This is a genomic window from Corallococcus interemptor (genome assembly GCF_003668875.1).
Taxonomy (GTDB): domain Bacteria; phylum Myxococcota; class Myxococcia; order Myxococcales; family Myxococcaceae; genus Corallococcus; species Corallococcus interemptor.
Window position 1 is genome coordinate 33,607 of the sequence record NZ_RAWM01000041.1, and the last position, 24,134, is coordinate 57,740.

The window sequence follows — 24,134 nt, forward strand, 5'->3', positions numbered from 1 at the left end:
GCGCTGCCGGGCGGATGCGGTGGTGAAGGGTCCTGGGTGCAGCAGCGCCCGGAAGAAGCAGGAGTGAGCTAGAACCGGAGGCATGTTCAAGAAGCTCCACCTCCAGAACTTCAAGGCGTGGAAGGACACGGGCGACATCCAGCTCGCGCCGCTCACGATGTTCTTCGGGACGAACAGCTCGGGGAAGACGAGCATCCAGCAATTCCTCCTCCTGCTGCAGCAGACAGCACAGTCGCGAGACCGGAAGCGGGTGCTCAACCTGGGCGACGAAAACACTCCTGTGGATATGGGGACCTTTCCGGAAATACTCTTTCGCCAGGATCCTGCCGCGCTCCTCCGCTTCAACATGGAGTGGGGTGTGAGGACGCAGGAGAAAGGAGAGGTGGACACAGTCTCCTTCGAGGCCTTGATTGGCCAGGAAGACGCACAGTCCACCCGGATCGAGGTCAAGCAGCTCATCTACAGGCTGAAGACACTCCAGTCCACGCAGGGCATCGGCATGGCCAGACGCACTCATGGACCCGGGTACGAACTGCTTCTGGAGAACGTTGGGTTCGACAGGGCAGGAACCGCGAGGGAGGCGCTTTCAGCCCCCATTCATTTCTACGGGTTCCCCCATGAAGCCGAAGCCCACTACAAATTCCTCGGCGACCTGGACAGCCTTGCGCTCGAGCTCGAAGACCAGCTGGACGCAATCCAGTATCTGGGGCCACTGCGACAACCTCCGCATCGAACCTATCTCTGGTCGGGTGAGGCCCCCGAGAGCGTAGGCGATGACGGCAGCCTCGCGGTTGCAGCGCTTCTGGCTTCGAATGAGCGCTCAATCCAGGTGGAGGGCCACCCTGCCCGTCCTTTCGCGCAGTTGATCGCGGAGAGGCTGGTCAGCATGGGCCTGCTGGACTCCTTCGAGGTGCGGCCCATCGCCCCTCATCGCAAAGAATACGAAGTCTTTGTTCGCACGCCTGGCAGCCCGATGGCGGTTCGTCTGCCGGACGTCGGGTTCGGTGTGTCCCAGGTCATGCCTGTATTGCTTCAGTGTTTCTACACCGAGCCCGGCTCCACGCTGCTCTTCGAGCAGCCCGAGCTCCACCTTCATCCAAAGGCACAGACGGAGCTCGCGGACGTTTTCATTGATGCGATTCACGCCAGTGAGGATGGGCAGCCTCGAAACATCCAACTGCTCATCGAGAGCCACTCCGAGCACCTCTTGCGCCGGATCCAGCGGCGTATCGCGGAAGGGAAACTGCGGCCGGAGGAGACCGCACTCTACTTCTGCTCACCCGGGCCTGATGGCTCACGCATCGAGAAGCTGAAGCTTGACGAATACGGCAACATCATCAATTGGCCGAAAGACTTCTTCGGCGATGACATGGGCGACCTCGTCGCGATGACCGAGGCGGCGATGAAGCGCCAGCAGGAGCAGGACCCGCAATGAACGCGTCCCCTGCGCTATTCGTCGTCGACACCAATGTGCCGCTCACCGCCAACAATGCGAACACGGTCAGCCCTGCGTGCGTTCAGGCCTGTGTCCGGGCGATCAACGCAGTAACCCAGAGCGGACGCATCGTTCTTGATGACGACTGGCGCATCATCAACGAGTACAAGCACAAGCTGTCTTCTACGGGCCAACCAGGAGTGGGAGACCGATTCCTCAAGTGGGTCCTGACCCATCAGGCCAATCCGGCTCGCTGCGCCCGGGTCTCGCTGACGCCACGCCAGGACGATTCCCGCGACTTCGAGGAGTTTCCCCGCGACGAAGCGCTTGCCGGCTTCGATCCGGCGGACCGCAAGTTCGTCGCGGCGAGCTGTGCCCACGAGGAGCGACCGCCCATCCTGCAGGCAACGGACAGCAAATGGTGGGGGCTGCGGAGAGAGTTCGAGCGCTGTGGGGTCCGCGTCCACTTTCTCTGCCCAAGGGACATCGAGGAACTCCACGAGCGCAAGGGTGGGGAGTGATGGCTGACGACTTCTTCAAGTTCCCCCACACCCCGCACCTCGCCTGGCTCTCCGCCAGGCCGGTACGCCATGACAAGGTGCTCTCTCCACCTGAAGCACGCGAGTTCCTCGATGGCGAGGTCCTCATCGAGGAAAAGGTAGACGGGGCGAACCTTGGCATCTCCATAGGCCCTGGCGGCGAGCTGCGAGCCCAGAACCGCGGCGCCTACCTCGGTCCCGGAGCATCCCCCCAGTTCCAGCCGTTGTGGCCCTGGCTGGAGACGAGGCGCCAGCAGCTTGTCGAGGCACTGGGCCAACACCTGATGCTCTTTGGCGAATGGTGCTTCGCGGTCCACAGCGTGCACTACGACGCCTTGCCCGACTGGTTCCTCGCCTTCGACGTCTACGACAAGCGGGCCGGGCGATTCTGGTCCGCCCTGAGACGAGACGCCCTCGTGGCCTCGCTCGGCCTCGCGGCTGTGCCCATCGTCGCGCGCGCGCATCTCACGGCGGACGACGTGGTGAACCTGCTCGGTCCTTCGCGCCTCACTCATGCGCCCATGGAGGGCCTCTACCTCCGCCGTGATGAGGGTGACTTCCTGCTCGCGCGCGCGAAAATCGTCCGCCCCGAGTTCGTCCAGGCCATCGAGGAGCACTGGTCCTCGCGCCCCATGGAGCGAAACGCCTTGGCTGGGCGCTGACATGGCGAGGGGCGGTGGCGGAGGGGCTGGCCTGGCCGGGCCCCTGTCCGCTCCCCTGCCCCCCGGTCGTCAGCCCTGCCTACATGCCCCGTCCCACAGGGGATGACCCGTCCAGGAACTGCTGCGCCCGGCCCTCTTGTGGCATATACCCACACCATGCCTTCCGCCCTCACCGCCTCCCAGATCCGCGAGGCGTTCCTCCAGTTCTTCGAGGAGCGCGCCCACCGCCGTGTGGCCTCCTCTTCGCTGGTGCCCGTTGGCGACCAGACCCTGCTGTTCACCAACGCCGGCATGGTCCAGTTCAAGGACGTCTTCACCGGCCGCGAGCAGCGCGACTACCGCCGCGCCACCACCTCGCAGAAGTGCGTGCGCGCCGGCGGCAAGCACAACGACCTCGACAACGTGGGCTACACCGCGCGCCACCACACGTTCTTCGAGATGCTCGGCAACTTCTCCTTCGGCGACTACTTCAAGGCCGACGCCATCGCGTTCGCCTGGGAGTTCGTGACGAAGCGGCTCGGCCTGGCCATCGACCGGCTCGCCGTCACCGTGTTCAACGGCGAGAACAACATCCCCTGGGATGAAGAGGCCTTCGAGCTGTGGGCGAAGCAGGGCGTGTCCCGCGACCGCATCCTGAAGCTCGGCTACAAGGACAACTTCTGGGCCATGGGCGACACCGGCCCGTGCGGCCCCTGTTCCGAAATCCACTACCACCAGGGCGACGACATCCCCTGTGTCGAAGAGGCCGCGGGCAAGAAGTGCCAGGGCGTCGCGTGTGATTGCGACCGGTGGCTCGAAATCTGGAACCTCGTGTTCATGCAGTTCGAGCGCAAGGAGAAGGACGCGCCGCTCATCCCGCTCCCCAAGCCGTCCATCGACACCGGCGCCGGCCTGGAGCGCATCGCGTCCGTCGTCCAGGGCAAGCGCTCCAACTACGACACCGACCTGTTCCAGGGCATCCTCGCCACCGTCAGCCAGCTGTGCGGCAAGCCCTACACGCAGGAGACCGGCGCGTCCCAGCGCGTGGTCGCCGACCACGCCCGCGCCACCGCGTTCCTCGTGGCCGACGGCGTCCAGCCCTCCAACGTGGCGCGCGGCTACGTCCTGCGCCGCATCATGCGCCGGGCCATCCGCCACGGGGATCAGCAGCTGGGCATCAAGGAGCCCTTCTTCTTCAAGGTCGTGGACCGCGTCATCGAGCTCATGGGCGACGCGTTCCCCGAGCTGCGCGACGGCCGCACCTTCATCCTTGAGGTCGCCAAGCACGAGGAAGAGGGATTCCGCCGCACGCTCGACCGCGGCCTCAAGCTGATGGACGAGGAGCTGGCCAAGCTCCAGGCCTCCGGCGGCAAGATGATCTCCGGCGACGTCGTCTACCTGCTGCACGGCACCTACGGTTTCCCCTGGGACCTCACGCAGATCATCGCGCGTGAGCGCGGCTACGACGTGGACCTGGAGGGCTTCAAGGTGCTCCAGGAGAAGGAGGCTGCCAGCCAGGACTTCCACGGCGAGAAGAAGTCCACCACGGAGGTCTTCCAGACCGTGCTGTCGCGCACCGCTCCCACCCAGTTCCTCGGCTACGAGGGCGAGGGCCACGAGGGCGAAGGCAGCGTCATCGCGCTGGTGCAGGACGGCGTGGAGGTGCCGCAGGTCTCCGCGGGCGCCACGGTGGACGTGGTGCTGGACCGCACGCCCTTCTACGGCGAGTCCGGCGGCCAGCTGGGCGACACGGGCCGCATCGTCGCGCACGGCGGCAAGACCGTGGCGCAGGTGAAGGACGCGCAGCGCCCGGTGCAGGGCCTCATCGTCCACAGCGTGGAGGTGAAGGAAGGCACGCTGAAGGTCGGCGACATGGTGCAGACGTCCGTGGACGTGGAGCGCCGCAAGTCCATCCGCGCGAACCACTCCGCCACGCACCTGCTCCACAAGGCGCTCAAGCGCGTGCTCGGCGAGCACGTGAAGCAGGCGGGCTCCGTCGTCGCGCCGGACTTCCTGCGCTTCGACTTCTCCCACTTCTCCCCCGCCACCCAGGAGCAACTGGAGCAGGTGGAGGACCTGGTCAACACCTGGGTGCGCGACAACGCGGATGCGCAGACGCGCGTCATGAACATCGACGACGCGAAGAAGTCCGGCGCCGTGGCCATGTTCGGTGAGAAGTACGGCGAGACCGTGCGCGTCGTCACCGTGCACCCGGAGTCCACGGAGCTCTGCGGCGGCACGCACGTGAAGCGCAGCGGCGACATCGGCCTGTTCAAGGTCACCAGTGAGAGCGGCGTGGCTTCCGGCGTGCGGCGCATCGTGGCCGTGACGGGCGTGGGCGCGCTCCAGTTCGTCCGCGAGCAGGAGCACGAGCTCAAGAAGGTCGCGGCGCTGCTGCGCACCAACCCCAAGGAGGCCGCCACCCGCGTCGAGGCCACCCAGAAGCGCGTGAAGGAGCTGGAGCGCAAGGTGGAGGAGGTCTCGGTGAAGGCCCAGTCGGCCTCGCAGAAGGACCTCATGGACCAGGCGCGCGAGGTCAACGGCATGAAGGTGCTGGCCACGCGCGTGGACCCCGCGGACGACAAGGTGTTCCGCGGCATGGCGGATCAGCTGCGCGACCGCATCGGCTCCGGCATCATCGCCATTGGCGGTGAGAAGGACGGCCGCGCCGTCATCCTGGTGGCGGCCACGAAGGACCTCGTCGCCAAGGGCATCAGCGCGGGCAACCTGGTGCGCGAGATGGCCAAGGAAGTGGGCGGCAAGGGCGGCGGCAAGCCGGACATGGCGCAGGCCGGTGGCCCGGACGCGGACAAGCTGCCCGTGGCGCTCGAGAAGCTCTTCGAGCTGGTGAAGGGCGCGAGCCCGGCGTGAGTCCCCGCGCTTCATCCCGCACCCTGGCGTTCCTGACGGCGGCCCTCCTCCTGGGGGGCTGCTCGAAGGAGACCTCCACGTCCGAAGGCGGCCAGGAAGCCGACGCGCGCACGCTGCAGAAGCTGCGCGCGGAGGCGGACCGGGTGAAGCAGGGCGGAGCGCCGGCCACGCGTCCGGCGCCGCCCCAGCAGGAGCCCGAGGAGTCGAAGCTCGCGGGCCTGGCGGCGGGCATGGGCGACAGCGGGCCGCGCAAGCTGCGGCTGCCCGAGCACAACGACACCGTGCACGTGGACACGGTGGCGTTCAAGGTCACGGGGCTGGAGACGTCGCACTCGGTGAAGGGCGGCTCCGGCAAGGTGGGGCTGGGGCTCACGACGGAGGACCTGTTCCTGCGCGTGGAGCTCATCACCCAGAACGTGGGCGGAGCGCCCGCGCCGCTGACGTTGGATGGCGCGAAGGTGACGGACGCGAAGGGGCAGACGTATCCGCTGGCGCGTGACGCGCAGGCGGTGGCCGGCACGCGTCCCCTGCCCACCACGTGGGCGCCCGAGCAGCGCACGGAAGTGGTGCTGCTGTTCGAGGTGCCGCCGGACGCGGTGCAGGACGATGGGCTGGCGCTCGTGGTGCAGGGCTCCGGCGGGGACGTGCGGATCCCCTTGCGATGACCGGGCCGGCCCCCAAGCTCCTCCCCCTGCGCATCCGACTCCCGTACACAGGGGAGGAGGAGTTCATCGAGCGGTATGGCTCGAACGTGGGGCGCGGTGGGGTGTTCGTGGCCACGCGCGCGCTCAAGCCCGAGGGCACGGGGCTGGCGTTCGAGTTCGTCCTCGCGGACGGCACGCGGCTGTTGCGCGGTGAAGGCGTGGTGCTCAAGGCACAGCCGGACGCGGGCAGTGCGCGCACGGGCATGACGGTGCGCTTCACCAGGCTGGACGCCGCGAGCAAGGCGCTCATCGATCGCATCGTCGCGAGGCGGAGTGGGACGGTGGCGCCGGTGGTTTCACCTGCCGCGCCGTTGCCGCCAGGGTTGGTGCGCCGGACGCCGGCGGCACGGCCTGTCACCCCGGTGCCCGTGCCGGAGGTCTCCCGCGAGGAGGCGAGGACGCCGAAAGCGTCCATGACGTTGCCGGCGGTGAAGCTGCCTGTCGTGGAAGCGCCGCCGGACCTGGCGGAACCGGATGAGCCGGTGTCGCTGTTTCCGGAGCACGCGGCGGAAGAGGAAGAAGAGCTCGCGCCACTTCCGACGGTGGACTTCCCGAGGACGCCTCGGAAGCCTCCGGTCGGTGTGGACGAACAACGGGCGACGCAGGAGATGTTCACGGTCCAGCCGAGGCCTCCTGCGCCGGGTGAGGCCCCGGCCACGGAACGGACTCCCGCCGCTTCTGGCACCTTCGCGGCCGTGATGCCGCCCCCGGTTGAAGCCGGGTGGGCCACGGAGCCTCCGCGAGTCGAGGCTTCCGAGGGCGCATCGACTGCGTCCGAGGCTGATGACGGCAGTGCGGGCGAAGCGTTCACGCCCGCGTCAGTGGATGCGTTTGACCCGAACGCCGTGCTCGGAGCCACGCATTCAGAGTGGAGCTCCGCATCCGCGATAGGCGAAGCGGAAGCAGCACGCGTTGAAGCAGCCTCGGCGTCTGGCGAGACGCAGACTGACGCGGCTCCGTCATTCGACGTCGACCTCAGCATGGAGCCGGATGAGGCTCCCGCGCCCGCGGAACCCGGTCCCTCGTTCGCATCGGAGGCCCATGCGACGCAACCGGAGGCAACGCTCGCGTCAGCGGTGCCGGACTCCGGCGCCGGAGAAGACCTTTCCCAGACGACGCCGCAGCCGGAGGACTTCTCTTCAGCGGATGCTTCGGGTTCCGATGCCGTGGAAGAGGCACCTCTTCCCGAATCCGTCGCGACGTCGAGCCAGAGGGAGGCCGACCGCCTTCGTGCATGGGGCATCGACCCGGACTCCCTTCCGAGCGCACTCAGCACGAAATCCGAGGACGTGGATCCGTTCAGCGCTGCGCTTGAGCAGGCTGTCGGCACCACGGAGCCCGTTGACGACGCGCAAGCCGTCACGACATCGGCGGATGCTCCTCCAGACCGGGCGCCCGTCTCCGCGGCTCCAGAGGAAGAGGACGCATCGACGGTCGTCGTGGTCGAACTGCCGACCGAAGATGCGTGGACGGCGCTCGTTGGGTCCTCCGCCCCTTCTTCACCTGAACCGGCGCCCGTCCAAGCACCCGGGCAAGACGAAGCACCCGCTTCGGCTCTGGATGCGGAAGCCCATGAAGAGACGCGGTCCGCATCCACGGCAGCACTGGCCACGGTGACGACCGAAGAGACTCCGGCTCCAACGGGTTCCACTCCGCCGGACCTGGACTCCTCGGACACGCTCGCTTCCGGAACCGAGTCGCCCGTCGAGGAATCGACGTCCCTCCAGGTTTCCGCGCAGGACTCCTCGTCACCGGCCGCTTCGGACGAAGACCCCCAGCCTGGCGCCACCGAAGCTGCCGGTTCGGTCCGCTCGACTTCGGAACCATCACCTGCGCGGGCCGAGCCGCAGCAGGCATCGTCCATTGAAGCCACCACGCCCATCAGCGCGGCTTCGGGACAACCGCCTCCCCAGGCATCGGCCGCGACAGAGCCCACGCGGGCCAGCGATGCCACCTCCGCACAGGAGCAGCCGCAGCCCTCCGCATTGGCCGCGACAGACTCCTCGCGCGCCAGTGACACCAGCGCGGACTTGCCTCAGCCTTCGACCGCCCCCATCAGCACGGAGGTGGAACAAACGCGTCCTTCCGCATCGGCCGCGACAGAGTCTTCGCGCTCCAGCGAAGCCACCTCAGCGAAGGAACAGCCGCAGCCATCCGCATCCGCCGCGACCGAATCCCCGCGTTCCAACGAAGCCGCGCTCGCCGGCACGGCCTCGGAACAGGTGCGTCCTTCCGCATCGGCCGCGACTGAATCCCCGCGCGAGTTCGACACCGCCGCGCTTGGCAGCACGGGCTCGCCTCAGCCATCCACATCGGCCGCGACTGAATCCCCGCGCGCTGGCGACACGGCTTCGGAACAGGTGCGTCCCTCCGCAACGGCCGCGACTGAGTCTCCGCGCGCTGGCGACACCGCTGCGCCCATCAACACGGCTTCGGAACAGCCGCAGCCTCCCGCACCGGCCGCGACAGAATCCCCGCGCGCCAGCGAAGCCGCGCCCGTCAGCACGGGCTCGAACCCAATCTCCGCCGAGCGGCCCAACGAAGCCACAGCGCCCGTCAGCACGGGCTCGCCGCAGCCTTCACGCACCGACGAAGCAGCACCTCCGCCCCCGGACACGCAGAGCAGCGCCGCCTCCGCGCGCAGCCGACGCCGCACGCTCTTCGACATGGCTCCCGCCGTGCCCGCTGCGCCTCCCGCGGCGGCGGAGGTCGTGCTCGGCATCGACGTGGGCACCTCGCACGCTCGCGTCGCCGCGTTCATTGACGGCGTCGCCACGCCCATCCCCATCCCCGGCACCGACGGCACGGGCCTTCCCTCCGTCATCGCGGTGGACGCCGGGGGAGCACTCCTCGTCGGCACCGCCGCCCTCGTCGAAGCCGCCCGCGCTCCCCGCCGTGCCACCGCCGGCCTCAAGCGCCTGCTCGGCGTGCGCGCCCGCTCCCCCAACCTGCGCTGGCTCTCCCCGCAGCTCCCCTTCTCCGTCGCCACCGACCGGCACGGCGACGCGGGCGTGGAGATCGGTGACCGGTTCGTCGCCCCCACCCTCCTCACCGCGATGCTGCTGCGCGAGCTGCACCACGCGGCCACCACGCACCTGGGCCGCAAGGTGACGCGCGCCGTCCTCTGCGCGCCGTCCCACTTCACTGAACGCCAGCGCGCCGCCCTTCGCGAAGCCGCCACCATGGCCGGACTGGACGTGCCCCGCGTCCTCACCAACAGCGCCGCCGCGGCGCTCGCGTACGCCCACGGCCGGGGCCTGGCGCGCAAGCGCGTCCTCGTCGTGGACCTGGGCGGCGGCGGCCTGGAGGTCTGCGTCGTGCAGGTCACCGGCGATGACCTGGAGGTCGTCACCACCGGCGGCGACCCCACCCTGGGCGGCATGGACTTCGATGGCCGCATCGCCGAGGCGCTCGTCAGCGACCTCGCCGAACAGGGCCACCCGCGCCCGGAACACCCGCTCGACTGGGGCCCCCTGCGCACCCTCGCCGAAGCCACCAAGGAGTCCCTGTCCTCGCGGGACGCCGTGGACGTCACCCTGCCCACCGGCCCCGGCCCCAGGCTCGACCGCGAGCGCGTGGAGGCCCTGACCGCGGACCTCGCCCAGCGCGTCGTCTCCGTCACCCGCGAGGTGCTGGAGTCCAACGCCCTGTCCACTCAAGGCCTGGACGCCGTGCTCCTCGTGGGCGGCCAGTCCCGCTCTCCGCTCGTGCGCCGCCGCCTGGAGGAGAGCCTGGGCGTGCCCGTGCGCGACGACGACGTGGACGCCCGCACCGCCGTGGTGCGCGGCGCCGCGCTGCTCGGCCACGCGCTCCTGCTGTCGGAGACGGGCAAGCCCGCCGCCAGCGTGTCCGAAGTCCTCACCTCTCCCATCGGAGTCGCCGAGGACGCCGGCACCTTCCGCCGCGTGCTGGAGCGCAACACCCGCCTGCCCACCGCCAAGACGCTGGTCATCCCCGTCACCGCCCCCGGTCCGCTGTCGCTCGCCTTCTTCCAGGGCACCGCCGCCACCGCCGTGGAGAACGAATGGCTGGGCGCCCTCACCCTCACCGTGGAGCGCCCCGGCGAGGTGGAGGTGCACCTGGAGCTGTCCACCGACGGCACCATCGCCTTCAGCGCCACCCTGCCCGGCGCGAAGCGGCAGCCGGTGACGCTCGCGACGGAGGACCTGGATGACGCCTCCCGCGATGCCATCATCGCCCGCTCGCCCTTCCACTCCGAACCGGAAGCCCGGCCGAGCGGCCTGCTTTCCGGTTTGAAGAAGCTCTTCGGCCGGCGCTAGAGGCCCCCGGTCCCCTGGCTCCACCGCGCGGGCAGGTGCGCTGTCGGGCCCCGCCGTCCCAGCTTCCATTCCAGGTCCCACACTTCAAGCGGGAGGAACCTGGTCATGAGACGGACTTCAATGGTGGCAGGACTGGTGGTGGCCGGCACGTGCGTGGCGGGGCCGGCCTTCGCGGTGGACGCGACCGAGGTGTCACGCAAGCTCAGCTTCAGCGAAGAGGACGCCATGGGCGGCCTGGACGTGGGCGTGGGCCTGGGCGGCTTCACCGGCGACCTGGGCGATGAGACGGGCGTGGGCGCGCTGTTCAACATCACCGCCAACGCCCAGCCGTGGAAGTACATCGGCGTGGAGGCCGGCTACGAGGGCCAGAGCATCCCCATCGATGACGCCCGCGTCCTCGGCGGCAACCACATCTGGCGCAACAACGGCACGCTGCTGGGCAAGCTGGGCCCCGTCGTCGACCACAAGTGGCACCCCTTCGTGGGCGTGGGCCTGGGCCTGAGCTACCTGCACGCGTCCTCGGGCTCGCAGGACGTCTACAACAATGACTGGCAGACGGAGATGCCCCTGGCCGCGGGCATCGAATACCGCATGGGCCACCTGTCCGCGGGCGTGCGCGCCACCTACCGACTCGTCGGTGGCGAGGAGCTGTTCGAGGTCCCCGGCACCAACGATGACGCGAAGGGCAGCCTCTTCAACGGCAACCTCACCGTGGGCGGCCGCTTCTAGCGTCCTCTTTCCGCGTCCGCGGCACACCACCGCGGACGCGGCGTCACCGCCTCACAGCTCGAAGCGCGACATCAGCACTTCCGGACGCGGATCTTCCCTCCACGCATCCAGCACCGCCTGCGCCGGGGACCGGCCCGAAGCCGCCACCGCCTCCAGCGGCGCCAGCAGCGGCGCGTCTTCCGGATCCAACCGCTGCAGCCCGCGCTTCGCGATGGACACCATCTCCGCGGCCAGCTGGTGCAGCGCGTGCGGCCCCAGCTTCCCGGCCAGGCCCTCGCGGCGCGCGGTGTCGTGGAACGCCAGGTGCTCCGTGAAGGTGAGCCGCGGCAGCAAGAGCTCCGCCTCCGACAGCGCCTGCGCGTCGTAGAGGATGCCGCGCCACAGGGCGCCCAGGGCCCCCGTCATGGCCGCGCTGGCACAGTCCGCGCCGCGCACCTCCAGCACCTTCTTGAGCCGCACCTCGGGGAAGAGCGTGGACAGGTGGTCCGTCCAGTCCCCCATGTCCGGCGGCTTGCCCTCGTAGCCCTCCTTCATGAGCTGACGGAAGGTGAGCTTCGGGTGGCGGTACTCGCCATCGCGGCGCAGGAACAGGAGCGGCGCGTCCAGCGCCCAGTCCACGTAGGCCTTGTAGGAGAACGAGCCGTCGAACCAGGACGGCAGGTAGCCGCAGCGCGTGGGGTCCACCTCTTCCCAGACCCGGCTGCGGAAGGACATGTAGCCGGAGGGCTTGCCCTCCAACAGCGGGCTGTTGGCGTACAGCGCCACCAGGAGCGGCGTCAGGCGCGCCACCGTCACCGTCTTGCGCACGCAGTCCGCTTCATCCGCCCAGTCCAGCGACACCTGCCCGGTGGACGTCATCAGCATCATGTTCAGCGCCAGCCGGCCCCGCTCCGGCAGCGTGCGGCGCATCACCTGGTAGCGCGTCTTGGGCATCCAGGGCATGTCCACGCCCCCAGGCCCTGGCGTCCCCACCGGCCGGTAGCCCAGCGCCACCAGCCGCAGGCCCAGGCTGGACGCCGCCGCCTTCGTCTCCTCCAGGTGCGCCAGGTTCTCCTGGTGCGCCTCGCGCGCCGTGCGGAAGGGGCTTCCGGACAGCTCGAACTGGCCGCCCGGCTCCAGGGAGATGGCCGCCATGCCACGCTGCAGCGCGATGACGGGCGACTCGGGCGTCTCCCGGAAGCGGTCGTAGCCGCCCGGGGCGATGCGCTCCAGCAGGGCTCCGATTCCGTTCGGTCCCTCGTAGGCCGGGGGCTGGGCGGACCCCACCGGATAGATGAACTTCTCGTGCTCCAGCCCGAGCCGATGCTCGGTCCGGGGCTTCTCCGCCTTGCGAAGCTCTTCCACCAGGGGAGCGGCGGAAGTGAGGGGCTCGGAGGCCACGCGCTTGAGGTCGAGGGACATGTGGGCGCCCTATATAACGGGGCCCGCCTCCCTTGCCCTCATTTGAGCACCCCGCCCCCATGCCTCCTGCATCCCCTGTCCCTGCCCTGTCTCCCCGGCCCCGTCTGTCGGATTTCCTCCAGGGCGTGGGGGTGCTCGGAAAGGCCTTCGGACTCATCGTCCGCTCGCGCCGCCTCCTCCTCCTCTCCAGCCTGTGCGCGGTCCTCACCGCCATCACCCTGGTGGGGCTGGCCGTGCTGCTCTACCGCTACGCCCCCGGCCTGCTGGAGTCCGTGTGGGCCCGGCCCGAGTCCTGGTACGGCCAGGCCGGCTGGACCCTCGCGCTGGTGCTGGGCTCGCTCGTCGCCTGGGTGGTGGGCGCCAACGTGGTGCCGCCCCTCCTGCTGACGCCGCTGCAGGATCCGCTGTCGGAGGCCACCGAGGCCGAGTGTGCGGGAGCGGACGCCGTGCTCTCCCCCGCCTCCTTCCTGCGGGGCATGACGACAGGGCTGTTGCACACGCTCGCCCGGATGGCGCTGCTCCTCCTGGGGCTGGCCGTGCTCCTGCCTTTGAACCTCATCCCGGGCCTGGGCAGCGTGGCGTTCACCGTGCTGGCCAGCGTGTGGACCATGCTCTGGATGGCGGCGGAGCACCTGGCCACGCCCATGACGCGCCACCTGTACCCCTTCGCCCAGGTGCGCCGCATGGTGCGCGAGCGCCGGGCCCTCTGCCTGGGCTTCGGCGCGGGCGTCTACCTGCTCCTGTGGGTTCCCATCCTCAACACCTTCTTCCTCCCCCTGGCCATCGTCGGGGGCACCCTCCTCTACCGGGCCCTGCGGGAGACCGGGGACCTGCCCCCACCGCCAGACGCAGCCGCGAAATAAAGGGTGAGGCTGGCTGTCCGTACATGCAGGCCGCTCGGGAACGCATTGCCTGCGGCAGACGTTCTCGGTCGCTAGTGACAAGGCCACGCCTTGAAGCACCAGGAAGCCGTGATTAGGCTTGCCCGGCCGCTGCCAGGTCCCTTGGCACTCGTCGAACCGTTCGGATTCACAGGGCTTTTCACGCATCACCCGGGGCGCCTCTCGTGCCCCAGCTGGGATGAACCGCATGCCGCGTATCTTCCGCCGCATCACCGCCGTCGCCGTTCTGTGTGGGGCCTGGGCATTCGCAGGCAGTGACCGCGCCCCCCTCCCGCTCACCGTGGGAGCGGCGGAGGCGGGGCAGGACTCCTGGGACGGCGCGCTGCCGTCCTCCGGAGGCAAGGGTGAGAAGGCCCCTCACGACCTCAACAGTCTCCGCGTCCTCACGAAGGTCATCCTCTACGTGAAGGAGAACTACGTCGACCCCAAGCGGGTGAAGCCCAAGGAGATGATGATCGCCTCCCTGGAGTACGTGGAGAAGAGCGTTCCGGACGTGCTCGTGGACGGCAACCCGGAGACGGGCAAGCTCAACGTCAACGTCAACGGCAAGCAGAAGGAGTTCGACATCTCCCACGTGGACTCCCTGTGGAAGATGTCCTTCGCGCTGAAGGACGTGTTCGACTTCCTGTCCAAGAACATGCGTCCCATCGAGGAGACGCGCGACATCGAGTACGCCGCCGTCAACGGCATGCTCTCCACGCTGGACCCCCACTCGGTGCTGCTGCGCCCGGAGCTGTACCGGGAGATGAAGCTGTCCACCAAGGGTGAGTTCGGCGGCCTGGGCTTCGTCATCCAGATGAAGGAGGGCAACCTCACCGTGGTGAAGGTGCTGCCCAAGACGCCCGCGGCGCGCGCCGGCATCCAGAAGGACGACCGCATCAAGAAGATTGGTGAGGAGTCCACCGTCAACATGGACCTCAACGAGGCCGTGTCCAAGCTGCGCGGCCCGGTGGACAGCCGCATCACCATCACCGTGGAGCGCGACGGCTGGGACAAGCCGCGCAACATGACGGTGGCGCGCGCCATGATTTCGATTGAGTCCGTGCAGCACAAGCTGCTCGCGGGCGGCGTGGGCTACGTGCGCCTGAAGAACTTCCAGGGCAACACCACGCGCGACCTGGAGGCGGCGCTGGCGGACATCCGCAAGCAGGCGGAGGCCAAGGGCGGCTTCAAGGGCCTGGTGCTCGACCTGCGCGGCAACCCGGGCGGCCTCCTGGAGCAGGCCATCCAGGTGTCGGACACGTTCCTGTCCAAGGGCACCATCGTCGCGACGGTGGGCTTCAGCGACAAGCTGCGCGAGGAGAAGCGCGCGCGTCCCTCCGACGGCGAGGAGAACTACCCCATCGCGGTGCTGGTGAACGCGGGCAGCGCCTCCGCCTCTGAAATCGTGGCGGGCGCGCTCAAGAACCTGGACCGCGCGGTCATCATCGGGCGCCAGACGTTCGGCAAGGGCAGCGTGCAGGTGCTCTACGACTTCCCGGACGACAGCGCGCTCAAGCTGACCATCGCGAAGTACCTCACCCCGGGTGACATCTCCATCCAGGAAGTGGGCATCGTTCCGGACATCCAGCTGGTGCCCACGCGCGTCACCGCGGACCGGGTGGACGTGTTCGCGCCGCGCAAGTCCATGGGCGAGGCGGACCTGGATCAGCACTTCGGCAACCCGGAGTCCGCCACCATCGCCAAGAAGCGCGAGGAGGTGCTGGACCGCGAGAAGCCGGGCACCAGCCTCAAGTACCTGAAGGTGGACGAGAAGGCCGCCCAGGCCGCCGCCAAGAAGGAAGAGCCCAAGGAGAAGGTCGCCGCCAAGCCGGGCAAGGACGCCAAGAAGGAGCACGGCCAGAATGATCCGCTGCTGGACGTGGACGTGGCCGGCCAGGGCGAGGACCTGGACGACCAGCTGGACGCGGAGTCCCAGGAGGAGATCAAGGAGGACTTCGAGGTCCAGTTCGCCCGCGACTTCGTCCTGAAGGTCCCGGCCGTGAAGCGCGCCGAGCAGCTCGCCAAGGGCAAGGCCTTCGTGGAGCAGAAGCGCAGCGAGGAGGAGCAGCGCATCAACGGCGCCATCGCCGCGCTGGGCCTGGACTGGAGCCCCGGCCCCACGCCGAAGAACGTGCAGCTGGACGCCAGCTTCTCCCCGGGCGCGGACACGAAGATTGTGGCCGGCGAGCAGCTGGACATGGTCATCAACGTGGAGAACAAGGGCACCGAGCCGCTCAAGCGCGTGCGTGGCTGGACGGAGAGCGACAACGCGTTCCTCGACCGCCGCGAGTTCCTCTTCGGCGCGCTGGCCCCGGGTGAGAAGAAGTCCTGGAAGGTGCAGGTGCGCCTGCCCAAGGACCTCACCAGCCGCCGCGACGACGTGAAGGTGAAGCTGTTCGACGACAACGGCGCCCTGCGCGACACGCTCGTCTCCGAGCTGTCCTTCGTGGAGCTGCCCCGCCCCACCTTCGCCTTCAACTGGCAGGTGGTGGATGACTGCGCGGACTGCAACGGCGACGGCGTCGTGCAGCGCGGCGAGGACGTCACGGTGGTGATGGACGTCACCAACACGGGCGTGGGCCCGGCGCTGGACTCGTTCGCGCAGATCAAGAACGGCGGCGACGCGAACATCTTCATCGAGAAGGGCCGCTTCAAACTGGGGGAGATCAAGCCCGGTGAGACGAAGACGGCGCGCTTCCAGGTGTCCCTGAAGAAGGGCTTCAAGGGCGACACCTTCCCGCTGAAGCTGGCCATCCTGGATGAGCCCCTGGAGGAGTTCGTCCTGGAGAAACTCCAGCTGCCGGTGAAGGACGGCCCCGTGGCCCCGCTGGAGGCGAAGAAGGGCCTGGTGAAGCTCAACGACAAGGCGGAGCTGTTCGCCGCCCCCACCGCGGACGCGCGGCCGGTGGCAAAGCTGCCGCAGGGCGCCACGCTGGCCCTGGAGGCCACCACCAAGGGCTTCTACAAGGTCGCGCTGGAGAAGGACCGCTTCGCCTTCGTCCGCACCCAGGACGCGAAGGAAGTGAAGACCGGCAAGGCCGCGGCGCCCAAGACGGTGGCGTACACGACGACGCACCAGCCTCCGGAGATCAAGCTGGACGTGGACCCGTCCCACGGCGGCGTGGTGGTGAACGGCGACAAGTTCACCCTCTCCGGCGCGGTGAAGGACCCCAACGGCCTGTTGGACGTCTACGTGCTGGTCAACGACCAGAAGGTCTACTTCAAGGCCGTGGACCCCAAGGGCGGTGAGCCCAACACGCTGAAGTTCACCTCCGACTTCGCACTCAAGGAGGGCAACAACAACGTGCTGGTGGTGGCCCGTGAGAGCAGCGAGTTCGCCAGCCGCCGCACCCTGGTCATCCGCCGCCGCCCGGCGGAGGTGGCCCAGAAGGTGACGACGCCCGCCGCCGCGGCCACCACGCCGGTGAAGCCGCGCCAGTAGTGAAATGAAACCCCGGGGCCCTCCCCGGAGCGCCTGACCCACGGGCGGCTCGCTTCCAGGCGTTTCCTGGAGGAGGGCCGCCCGTTTTGTTGACGCTTCACCGAGGGCGGGTTTAGGGTCCGCGACAGGTGGGCGCCCGCTTGGCCGGCATGCGTCCCGGAGGCGTGATTCCCCCATGCGGACGTTCAGTCGGTGGCTGGTGCTCGCGACGGCGCTGTCCGGGGCCGCGGCCCATGCGGACGACAACGACCTGAAGATTTCCCGCTTCGGCGTCGAGCGCCGTGGCTCCTCGTCGGTCATCAGCGACACGCAGTTCGCCGAAGCCAGCGCGGACTTCCGCGCCTTCGCGCGCACGTTCGGCGCGGTGATGACGTCCGCGAACCTGATGCCGCCGCGCACCACGGGCCACTCGGGCTTCGCGTTCAACGCGGAGTTGTCCGTGGTGTCGCTGCCGGAGGACGTGCAGCTGCCCACGGAAGCGGAGCAGCCGGGCTCCGTGCTGGTGCCGTCGCTGCACGTGCGCAAGGGCCTGCCCTTCTCGCTGGAGCTGGGCGGGCGCGTGGGCTGGATTGAGAAGAGCAGCATGGTGACGGCCACGGGCGAGCTGAAGTGGGCCGTCAACGAGGGCTTCACGTACCTGCCGGACGTGGGCCTGCGCCTGCACGTGACGAAGCTCTTCGGCGCGCACAACCTGGACCTGACGACCACGGGCCTGGACATCGGCGTGGGCAAGCAGTTCCCGCTGGGCGGCATGGTGACGCTGACGCCCTACGGCGGCCTGGACCTGAACTTCGTCAGCGCCACCACGCGCACGCTGGACTTCGACCCCAGCCGCACCGTGGCGGACTCGCAGGGCAACGACTCACGCGACGCGCTGACCAACGCCGCGCCGTACTCGCGCGTGAACGCGGGCGACAACCTCACCCCGCGCTTCTACGCGGGCGCGCGCTTCATTGGCGGCGTGCTGCAGCTGGGCGCGGAGATTTCGCTCACCAACCTGGGCAGCTTCGACCAGGAGGGCGCCGGCAACCGCGACCTGCCCTCCGTCTTCGCCTTCAACACCACGCTGGGCCTGGACTTCTAGTCAGCGCAGGGCCTCGCGCACGAGGCCCGGGCGGTTGGTGATGAGGTAGGACACCCCCACCTCGCGCAGCTCGCGGGCGCGCCGGGGGTCGTCCACCGTCCACGCCGCCACGCTCAGGCCCGCCTCCCGCCACGCGGCCACGCGCTCCTGCGTGCACGCCTCGTGGAAGGGGTGCACCGAGTGCGACGACACCAGCGGGCTCAGCGCGTACGCCTGCAGCGCCCAGGGCTTGTCCGGGTCGATGAGGAAGCCCCGGCGCAGCGTGGGCGCCACCGCCGCCAGGCGGAAGAGGCACAGCGGGTTGAAGCTGGACACCACCACGCGGCCCGCCAGCTGCCGCTCGCGCACCAGCCGCGCCACGCCCGCCGCCAGGCCGCCGTCGTCGAAGCGGTCGCACTTCAGCTCGATGTTGACCAGGAAGTGCGCAGGCAGCGCGTCCAGCACCTCCGCCAGCAGCGGGATGCGCGCCGGAGCGAAGCCCAGGGGCGAGCCCACGTCCGCGCGGGAGAGCTTCCACCAGGGCGTGGTGCGCACCTCCCAGGGCTGCCCCGCCAGGCGGTCCAGGCGCTCGTCGTGGCAGACGACGACCTCTCCGGAGCCGCACACCATGGCGTCCAGCTCCACGCCGTCAGCGCCCTGGCGCACGGCCTCCGCGAAGGCCTCCAGGGTGTTCTCGGGGGCGTCGGCGCTGGCACCACGGTGAGCGAGCAGGAGCATGGGCGCGACAGTGTGCGCTGGAACCGGCGCGGGCGCGACTTGCCTCGCGGGTGGGTTTATTGCAGTGTCGAACGCATGCTGGGCCTCGGCGAGTTCATCATCCTCGGCTTCATCCTGCTGGTGGTCTTCTCGGCCGCCCGGATGGGGCAGTTGGGCAACGCGGTGGGCAAGTTCGTCTACTCGTTCCGCAAGGCCTCAAAGGGTGAGGACCTGGTGGACGTGAAGCACCTGCCCCACTCGCGCCGGGGCAGCACCGACGCGGACTTCACCGAAGGCTCCAAGGACCACCGCTCCTAGAACTCCTCCCCGGTCGGGAGCACCAGCGGTCCGGGCGGGCTTCCGGGCGCTGGCGCGAGCAGCAGCCGCGCGGCCTGTTGCCTCAGCGCGGGCAGGAGCCCCGCGTCGTCCACCAGCTCGCGCAGGTCCGCGGTGGTGAGCAGCGGCACCAGCTTCGCGCCCACCTCCGGCGGCAGGTACGGGTTGAAGGCCAGCGCGCGGCGCACCTTGTGGCGCACGGACCAGCGCGGCGACTTCCAGATTTCCACCAGCGGCTCCGGACGCGCGGGCCTGCGAGCGGCGATGCGCACCACCAGGTCCTCGGTGAGGCGCGGGTTGATCAGCACGTTGCGCAGCACGGCCGGGTTGCTGACGGTGGCCAGGCGCGACAGCACGTCCGGGTCGCGCGTGAGGCGGGCCTGCTGCTTCAGGTGGCCCAGCGACTGGCTGGCGGCCTGCGCGTCCGCGCGGGCGGCGGCGTCCGCGTCCAGCTCCTTGCGCGCGGGGCCCTGGGCGAACAGGTCCGCCACCGCCTCCAGCGACTGCACGTGGGCCATGCGCCGGAGCGCCTCCACGTGGGGGATGTGCTCGGCCTCCTGATCCAGCGCGGCCAGGAAGTCCGACAGCACGCAGGTGGCGGGGGCCTGTCCGGCGCGGGACAGCGTCAGCAGGTGGCCAATGAGCTCGTTCGTGTCGAACGGCTCGCGGCGGGCCAATTCGCGCGCGGCGGCCTTGCGGCGCACGGTGGCGCCTCCGCCCAGGGCGTGCAGGTGGCGCGCGAGCACCCGGGCCTCGTCCAGCGTCGGCATGGCGGCTTCAGCCTCCCGTGCGGTCCGCGGTGGGTTCGGAGGGAACGGGCTCCAGCGTCACCTCCAGCCGGAAGCCGCTCAGGTCCGCGGGGAACTCCTGGAACATCACCAGGAAGGGCACCTTGCCGCCCGGCGGCACCGGCAGGGACGCCGCGTCCATGCGCTGGCGGAGCGCGGTGGCGGCCTCGCGCGTGGTGACGGCGTGCAACTCCTCCGGCGTGGCCAGCGCGCCCGCGAGCCCTTCCGTGGAGCGCACCCGCTGGTCGCCGTCGAACAGGGCGGCGCGCACGCGCACGGCCGCGGCGGCGCCGGTGCGGTTCTCCGCCTCGCCGCGCACGACGAAGAGCATGCGGCCATCGCGCGTCTCGTAGAGGCCGTTGGACACGTCGCTCGCGACGAACGGGCGGGACGCGGGCAGCACCAGCGTGCGCAGGCGGTCCGGGGACAGCGTGGACGGGTCCACCCTGCCCTCGCGCAGGTACACGGCGCCGAGCGCGCCCAGGGCCACCACCAGCACGGTGGCGATGGCGAGGTTGAGGACCAGCCCCGTCAACTTCCGCGCGCGGCCGGGCAGCCGGCGCTGGGGCATGCCCACGTCCTCGATGCGGGCGGAGGGCTTGGCCACGGTGACGGCCGGCCCGGAGCGCAGAGGGGCCAGGTCCACCACCTCGCGGCGGGGCGTGGTGATCTTGAACGGATCGCCGTCGTCGTACGCCGGCACGTCGCTCAGCAGCGAGATGCCGCCGGCATCCTCGGCGCCTGCTTCCGCGGTCACGTCGCCCAGGAGCGCGGCGCGGCCGGTGTCCGAGGCGGTCATCCCCTCCTCGCCGGAAGCCCCCGCGCCGGAGAAGTCGAACAGGTCGCCCATGGGCTCGGCGGCGGCCCCCAGGTCCTCCGGGGGCGGACCGGCCAGGTCCTGGGGCGGAGCGGCGGCCATGTCGATGGAGGCGAACGGATCCTCGGACGCGAAGCCCGGCGCGGGCGTCACCGGCCCCACCGCAGAGGCACCGCCCGGCGCGGGGGCCGCGGCGACGTTCGCGGCATGGCGAAGGGACGCCGCGTCCGGAGCCGCGGGCGCGTCGATGGGGAAGTCGAAGAGCGGATCCGGAGCGAGGTCCGTCGAACCAGCGGCGGAAAGGCCCGGTGAGGCCACGGGGGCACGAGGTCCCGGAGGAGGAGCCGTGCGCGCCGGAGCCGCGCCCATACCCGGCGCGGCGCCGGGAGCCCCGGGCATGGCGGCACGACCCGGAGCCGCGCCTCCAGGCGGAGTGGCAGGAGCCGGGGGCATGGCCGCACGCGCCGGGGCCGCGCTCGAGGGAGCGGCCGGAGCGGGAGGCATGGCGGCACGCACCGGAGCCGGGCCCGCGCTTCCAGGCGGAGCGGCGGGAGGCATGGCAGCACGTGCCGGAAAGGCCCCAGGCGCCGGAGGAGCCACCGCTCCGGGAGGAACGGGTCCCCTGGACGCCACTGCGGCCTCCGGAGCCACGGCGGCCGGACGGGGCGCGCCACCGGGCCCCGCCGCGAACGCCCCGGGAGGAGCGGCCCGGGCGGCGGGAGGCGCGAAGGCCCCCGGCGGCGCCGGACGGGGAGCCGGCGGAGCAGGCGGCGCCACGGCAGGCCGGGGAGCCGCCACGGGAGCGCCCGGTGCGGGGGCGTCCGCCATGAAGTCCGCGAACGGATCCTCCAGGTCCAGACCCGCCAGGTTCGTGGGGGACGCCAGCGGAGCCGTGGGCCGCCGGGACGCGACGCCCGGGGACGGCGTGGGCGGGTCGAACGGCATCATCGGCGCGCCGGCGCCCGGCGAGGCATCCACGTCGATGTCCAAGTCCACGTCACCCCAGGCGTTGACCTGGGACTTCACCGCGGGAGCGCCGGGCGCGTAGTACGCGGGGCCGGGCCGGGTGACCTCTCCGGTGGGCTCCGGGGCCTCTCCGAACGCATGGAACGGGTCCGGCTGCCCGGCCGGAGGGCCAGCGGGCGGAGGGGCGCTCAGGGCCGGCGCGGGCTCACGCGCGACCCGAAAGGTGTTCTGGCATTTGGTGCAGCGGACCTTGACCCCTTTTTCCGTCACCTTCTCGTCGGGGATCTTGAACCGCGTCTGGCACTGTTCGCACTGGACGATCATGGGGTCGGGTCGGGGGGACTCGAAGCATAGGCCCACCCGTCAACGGCGGCGAGTCGGACCCGGGTAACTTGCTCGCTTCCAACCCCTTTGATACGAGGTTCGCCCCTTTGGAAATCGAGAAGTAAACCAGTAAATGCCAAGGCGCAGCCGGGGTCGGAGACGACAGACATGAGCGAGGCCGAGCAAGCAAACGCTCCCAGCAACTCCAAGGAGCCGAAGATCATCAAGCGCTACACGAACCGGAAACTCTACGACACCGTGGAGAGCCGGTACGTCACGCTCGATGAAATCGCCGCGATGATCAAGGAGGGCACCGAGGTGCGGATTGTCGACAACCGCACGAAGGAAGACCTGACCTCCGTCACCCTCGCGCAGATCATCTTCGAGGAGGAGAAGAAGAAGAACCAGATGCCGCTGTCGGTGCTGCGGGAGATCATCCGCCACCCCGGCGAGTCCATCTCCGGGTTCATCCAGAAGGAGGTCTCGCCGCGCGTCGCCTCCATCCGCGAGGAGGCCGAGCAGCGGCTGGACAAGCTGCTGCGCCGCGAGGACGGCAGCCCGCAGGAGGCCGCCGCTCCGGAAGCCGCCGCCACCACCACGCCCGCGCCGCAGGCCGAGGGCAACGCCGCGGGCCTCAACCCGGCGGAGCTCCTCAAGGCCAGCCAGCGCGCCTTCGAGGACTTCCAGCGCCGCATCGACGAGCGCGTGAAGCAGGTCGTGGAGAACCTCACCGGCAACCTCCCCGCGCTGGGCCGCGACATGCAGGCCCTCATGCAGCGGCTGGAGGAGCTGGAGAAGAAGCTCGACGCCGTGGAGAAGGGCGACAAGAAGGACACCAGCGCGTCCTGAAGTCCCCCAGGCCTGGACGTCGCGGCGCCCGTGAGGAAGCGGGCGCCTGGCGCTTCAGGCCACCTTCGACCGGGCCCGCTTCCGCTTCGCGGCAGGGGCCCCGCCGTCGATCTCCGCCGCGATGGCCGCGAGCATCCGCGCCCCCGGGCTCTGGGGTGCGTACTCCCAGATGGTCTTCCCGTGGCTCTGCGCCTCGTCCACCTTGACGCTGTAGCCCAGCGGCGTGGCGGCGAGCGCGTCGGGGAAGTACGCGCGCAGGCGCTCCAGGATGGCCGTGGCCAGCGCCGTCTTGCGGTACAGCGTGGGCACCACCTTGGTGACGCGCAAATCCGGGCGCCCCTCCGCCTCGCCCACCTGGCGCACCGTCTCCGCCAGCTCCGCGCACCCGTCCAGCGCCAGGTACGTCAGCGCCACCGGCACCACCACCTCTGACGCCGCCACCAGGATGTTGCGCGTGGTGAGCCCCATGGACGGAGGCGCGTCGAACAGCACCAGGTCGTAGCCCGCGGCCTCCGCCTCCCGCATGCGGTCCGCCAGCCGGTGCGCGCGGCGCGGGTCCTGCGCCACCACCACCGGGAACTCCGCCATCTCCTTGTACGCGGGCACCACGTCCAGCCCGCTCACGCCCGTCTGTCGCACCACGGAGGACAGGGACACCTCCGCGTCGGTGAGCAGGTGGAAGACGTTCCGGGGCAGCGTGCGCACGTCCACGCCCAGGGACTTGCCCGCGTGGCCCTGCGTGTCCAGGTCCACCAGCAGCACGCGGCGGCGCTGCTCCAGCGCGAGCCACGCGGCGGTGTTCACCGCGAGCGTCGTCTTGCAGGTGCCGCCCTTCTCGTTGATGAACGCGATGCGCCGCATGGCTCCCTCCTCAAGGAAAGCGAAAGACGGAAGCGAAAGACGGAAGCGAAAGACGCGCCCTACCCCTTCTTCTTGGAGGACGCGCTCGACACCAGCGTGTCCACCTTGCTTTCGACGGACGAGAGCAGCCTCTCCAGGTCGTCCACCTTGGAGCGCAGCTGCTCCAGGTCCGCGGTGGACGGCAGGTTCATGGCGGACAGCGCCGTGCGCAGCGCCGCGTCCAGCGTCCCCTTCGCCGCGAGCGAGCGGGACACCAGCGTCTGCACCGCCGCCACGAACTTCTCGTTGGAGAGCAGCTGCTGCGCGAGCTTGCCCACGCGCTCCTCGCCCGTCTCCACGAGCTTCTTCATCACCGGGTTGTTCTTGAGCATGGTCTTGGAACCGTTCAGGTCCGGCCCCCCGGCAAAGGCACCTTGGCCCTCGGGACAGGCGGGACGTCAGGAAGAGGACGCCGCACTCTGGGAGGGGCCAACGCGACGTGTCAAGC

Annotated in this window: 18 protein-coding genes; 12 read left to right on the top strand and 6 right to left on the bottom strand. The window is 69.9% G+C overall.

The window, feature by feature from the left end; all coding sequences use genetic code 11:
* Positions 1–82 precede the first annotated feature (82 nt).
* The 7 genes from D7X96_RS17335 (at position 83) to D7X96_RS17370 (ending at position 11,199) form a co-directional block, all read left to right on the top strand.
* Positions 83–1,435, top strand: a complete 1,353-nt coding sequence (locus D7X96_RS17335) for an AAA family ATPase (RefSeq protein WP_121770235.1) — start codon at positions 83–85, stop codon at positions 1,433–1,435.
* Entirely contained in the window at positions 1,432–1,956 is a 525-nt protein-coding gene (locus tag D7X96_RS17340; protein WP_208647328.1) for a hypothetical protein, read from the top strand. Before D7X96_RS17335 ends, D7X96_RS17340 begins: the two co-directional genes overlap by 4 nt.
* Entirely contained in the window at positions 1,956–2,636 is a 681-nt protein-coding gene (locus tag D7X96_RS17345) for an RNA ligase family protein (RefSeq protein ID WP_120547911.1), read from the top strand. The genes D7X96_RS17340 and D7X96_RS17345 overlap by 1 nt, the downstream gene beginning before the upstream one ends.
* 156 nt (positions 2,637–2,792) lie before the next feature.
* Complete coding sequence (gene alaS / locus D7X96_RS17350; RefSeq protein WP_121770236.1) at positions 2,793–5,486, top strand: alanine--tRNA ligase; 2,694 nt, start codon at positions 2,793–2,795, stop codon at positions 5,484–5,486.
* The gene (locus D7X96_RS17355) at positions 5,483–6,151 is read left to right on the top strand and encodes a DUF4352 domain-containing protein (RefSeq protein ID WP_120547910.1); all 669 of its coding nucleotides are present in this window, start codon (positions 5,483–5,485) and stop codon (positions 6,149–6,151) included. The genes alaS and D7X96_RS17355 overlap by 4 nt, the downstream gene beginning before the upstream one ends.
* Positions 6,148–10,470, top strand: coding sequence for a TIGR02266 family protein (locus D7X96_RS40455; RefSeq protein WP_244219620.1), 4,323 nt, complete (start codon positions 6,148–6,150; stop codon positions 10,468–10,470). Before D7X96_RS17355 ends, D7X96_RS40455 begins: the two co-directional genes overlap by 4 nt.
* 105 nt (positions 10,471–10,575) lie before the next feature.
* Positions 10,576–11,199 carry an outer membrane protein gene (locus D7X96_RS17370; protein WP_120547909.1) on the top strand — a complete coding sequence of 208 codons (624 nt, stop codon included), beginning with the start codon at positions 10,576–10,578 and terminating at the stop codon, positions 11,197–11,199.
* 51 nt (positions 11,200–11,250) lie between these two features.
* On the opposite strand, the gene D7X96_RS17375 is transcribed toward D7X96_RS17370, so the two are convergent.
* The gene (locus tag D7X96_RS17375) at positions 11,251–12,600 is read right to left on the bottom strand and encodes a glutamate--cysteine ligase (RefSeq protein WP_121770237.1); all 1,350 of its coding nucleotides are present in this window, start codon (positions 12,598–12,600) and stop codon (positions 11,251–11,253) included.
* A gap of 59 nt (positions 12,601–12,659) precedes the next feature.
* Between D7X96_RS17375 and D7X96_RS17380 the strand changes: the two genes are divergently transcribed.
* The 3 genes from D7X96_RS17380 to D7X96_RS17390 all read left to right on the top strand — a co-directional run bounded on the left by D7X96_RS17380 (position 12,660) and on the right by D7X96_RS17390 (position 18,010).
* Positions 12,660–13,463 (top strand): EI24 domain-containing protein, encoded by an 804-nt coding sequence (locus D7X96_RS17380; protein WP_120547907.1) that lies wholly within the window; start codon positions 12,660–12,662, stop codon positions 13,461–13,463.
* 217 nt (positions 13,464–13,680) lie between these two features.
* Positions 13,681–16,926 (top strand): MXAN_5808 family serine peptidase, encoded by a 3,246-nt coding sequence (locus D7X96_RS17385; protein WP_121723806.1) that lies wholly within the window; start codon positions 13,681–13,683, stop codon positions 16,924–16,926.
* A 175-nt stretch (positions 16,927–17,101) separates the two neighbouring features.
* The gene (locus tag D7X96_RS17390; RefSeq protein ID WP_120547905.1) at positions 17,102–18,010 is read left to right on the top strand and encodes a hypothetical protein; all 909 of its coding nucleotides are present in this window, start codon (positions 17,102–17,104) and stop codon (positions 18,008–18,010) included.
* Here D7X96_RS17390 and D7X96_RS17395 read toward each other — a convergent pair whose 3' ends face one another.
* Positions 18,011–18,727 (bottom strand): glycerophosphodiester phosphodiesterase, encoded by a 717-nt coding sequence (locus D7X96_RS17395; protein WP_121770238.1) that lies wholly within the window; start codon positions 18,725–18,727, stop codon positions 18,011–18,013. It lies immediately after the preceding gene.
* A gap of 75 nt (positions 18,728–18,802) precedes the next feature.
* On the opposite strand from D7X96_RS17395, the gene D7X96_RS17400 reads away from it, so the two are divergent.
* Positions 18,803–19,024, top strand: a complete 222-nt coding sequence (locus D7X96_RS17400) for a twin-arginine translocase TatA/TatE family subunit (protein ID WP_120547903.1) — start codon at positions 18,803–18,805, stop codon at positions 19,022–19,024.
* Here D7X96_RS17400 and D7X96_RS17405 read toward each other — a convergent pair.
* Both D7X96_RS17405 and D7X96_RS17410 read right to left on the bottom strand, forming a co-directional pair.
* Positions 19,021–19,812 carry a hypothetical protein gene (locus tag D7X96_RS17405; protein ID WP_120547902.1) on the bottom strand — a complete coding sequence of 264 codons (792 nt, stop codon included), beginning with the start codon at positions 19,810–19,812 and terminating at the stop codon, positions 19,021–19,023. The genes D7X96_RS17400 and D7X96_RS17405 overlap by 4 nt on opposite strands.
* Positions 19,813–19,819: 7 nt before the next feature.
* Positions 19,820–21,937, bottom strand: a complete 2,118-nt coding sequence (locus tag D7X96_RS17410) for a zinc-ribbon domain-containing protein (protein WP_121770239.1) — start codon at positions 21,935–21,937, stop codon at positions 19,820–19,822.
* A 168-nt stretch (positions 21,938–22,105) separates the two neighbouring features.
* Here D7X96_RS17410 and D7X96_RS17415 point away from each other — a divergent pair, with 168 nt between their 5' ends.
* Positions 22,106–22,786, top strand: coding sequence for a polyhydroxyalkanoate synthesis regulator DNA-binding domain-containing protein (locus D7X96_RS17415; RefSeq protein ID WP_120547900.1), 681 nt, complete (start codon positions 22,106–22,108; stop codon positions 22,784–22,786).
* 54 nt (positions 22,787–22,840) lie between these two features.
* On the opposite strand, the gene D7X96_RS17420 is transcribed toward D7X96_RS17415, so the two are convergent.
* The gene (locus D7X96_RS17420) at positions 22,841–23,647 is read right to left on the bottom strand and encodes a ParA family protein (RefSeq protein ID WP_121723801.1); all 807 of its coding nucleotides are present in this window, start codon (positions 23,645–23,647) and stop codon (positions 22,841–22,843) included.
* 59 nt (positions 23,648–23,706) lie between these two features.
* A complete protein-coding gene (locus tag D7X96_RS17425) occupies positions 23,707–24,018 on the bottom strand; it encodes a hypothetical protein (RefSeq protein ID WP_120547898.1) in 312 nt (103 codons plus the stop codon).
* Between the last annotated feature and the right edge of the window lie 116 nt (positions 24,019–24,134).

Coding starts and splice junctions, on each gene's coding strand:
- D7X96_RS40455 (WP_244219620.1), top strand. CDS start 6,148: ATGACCGGGCCGGCCCCCAAGCTCCTCCCCCTGCGCATCCGACTCCCG.
- alaS (WP_121770236.1), top strand. CDS start 2,793: ATGCCTTCCGCCCTCACCGCCTCCCAGATCCGCGAGGCGTTCCTCCAG.
- D7X96_RS17405 (WP_120547902.1), bottom strand. CDS start 19,812: ATGCCGACGCTGGACGAGGCCCGGGTGCTCGCGCGCCACCTGCACGCC.
- D7X96_RS17395 (WP_121770238.1), bottom strand. CDS start 18,727: ATGCTCCTGCTCGCTCACCGTGGTGCCAGCGCCGACGCCCCCGAGAAC.
- D7X96_RS17415 (WP_120547900.1), top strand. CDS start 22,106: ATGAGCGAGGCCGAGCAAGCAAACGCTCCCAGCAACTCCAAGGAGCCG.
- D7X96_RS17390 (WP_120547905.1), top strand. CDS start 17,102: ATGCGGACGTTCAGTCGGTGGCTGGTGCTCGCGACGGCGCTGTCCGGG.
- D7X96_RS17345 (WP_120547911.1), top strand. CDS start 1,956: ATGGCTGACGACTTCTTCAAGTTCCCCCACACCCCGCACCTCGCCTGG.
- D7X96_RS17340 (WP_208647328.1), top strand. CDS start 1,432: ATGAACGCGTCCCCTGCGCTATTCGTCGTCGACACCAATGTGCCGCTC.
- D7X96_RS17400 (WP_120547903.1), top strand. CDS start 18,803: ATGCTGGGCCTCGGCGAGTTCATCATCCTCGGCTTCATCCTGCTGGTG.
- D7X96_RS17335 (WP_121770235.1), top strand. CDS start 83: ATGTTCAAGAAGCTCCACCTCCAGAACTTCAAGGCGTGGAAGGACACG.
- D7X96_RS17380 (WP_120547907.1), top strand. CDS start 12,660: ATGCCTCCTGCATCCCCTGTCCCTGCCCTGTCTCCCCGGCCCCGTCTG.
- D7X96_RS17425 (WP_120547898.1), bottom strand. CDS start 24,018: ATGCTCAAGAACAACCCGGTGATGAAGAAGCTCGTGGAGACGGGCGAG.
- D7X96_RS17375 (WP_121770237.1), bottom strand. CDS start 12,600: ATGTCCCTCGACCTCAAGCGCGTGGCCTCCGAGCCCCTCACTTCCGCC.
- D7X96_RS17385 (WP_121723806.1), top strand. CDS start 13,681: ATGAACCGCATGCCGCGTATCTTCCGCCGCATCACCGCCGTCGCCGTT.
- D7X96_RS17410 (WP_121770239.1), bottom strand. CDS start 21,937: ATGATCGTCCAGTGCGAACAGTGCCAGACGCGGTTCAAGATCCCCGAC.
- D7X96_RS17420 (WP_121723801.1), bottom strand. CDS start 23,647: ATGCGGCGCATCGCGTTCATCAACGAGAAGGGCGGCACCTGCAAGACG.
- D7X96_RS17370 (WP_120547909.1), top strand. CDS start 10,576: ATGAGACGGACTTCAATGGTGGCAGGACTGGTGGTGGCCGGCACGTGC.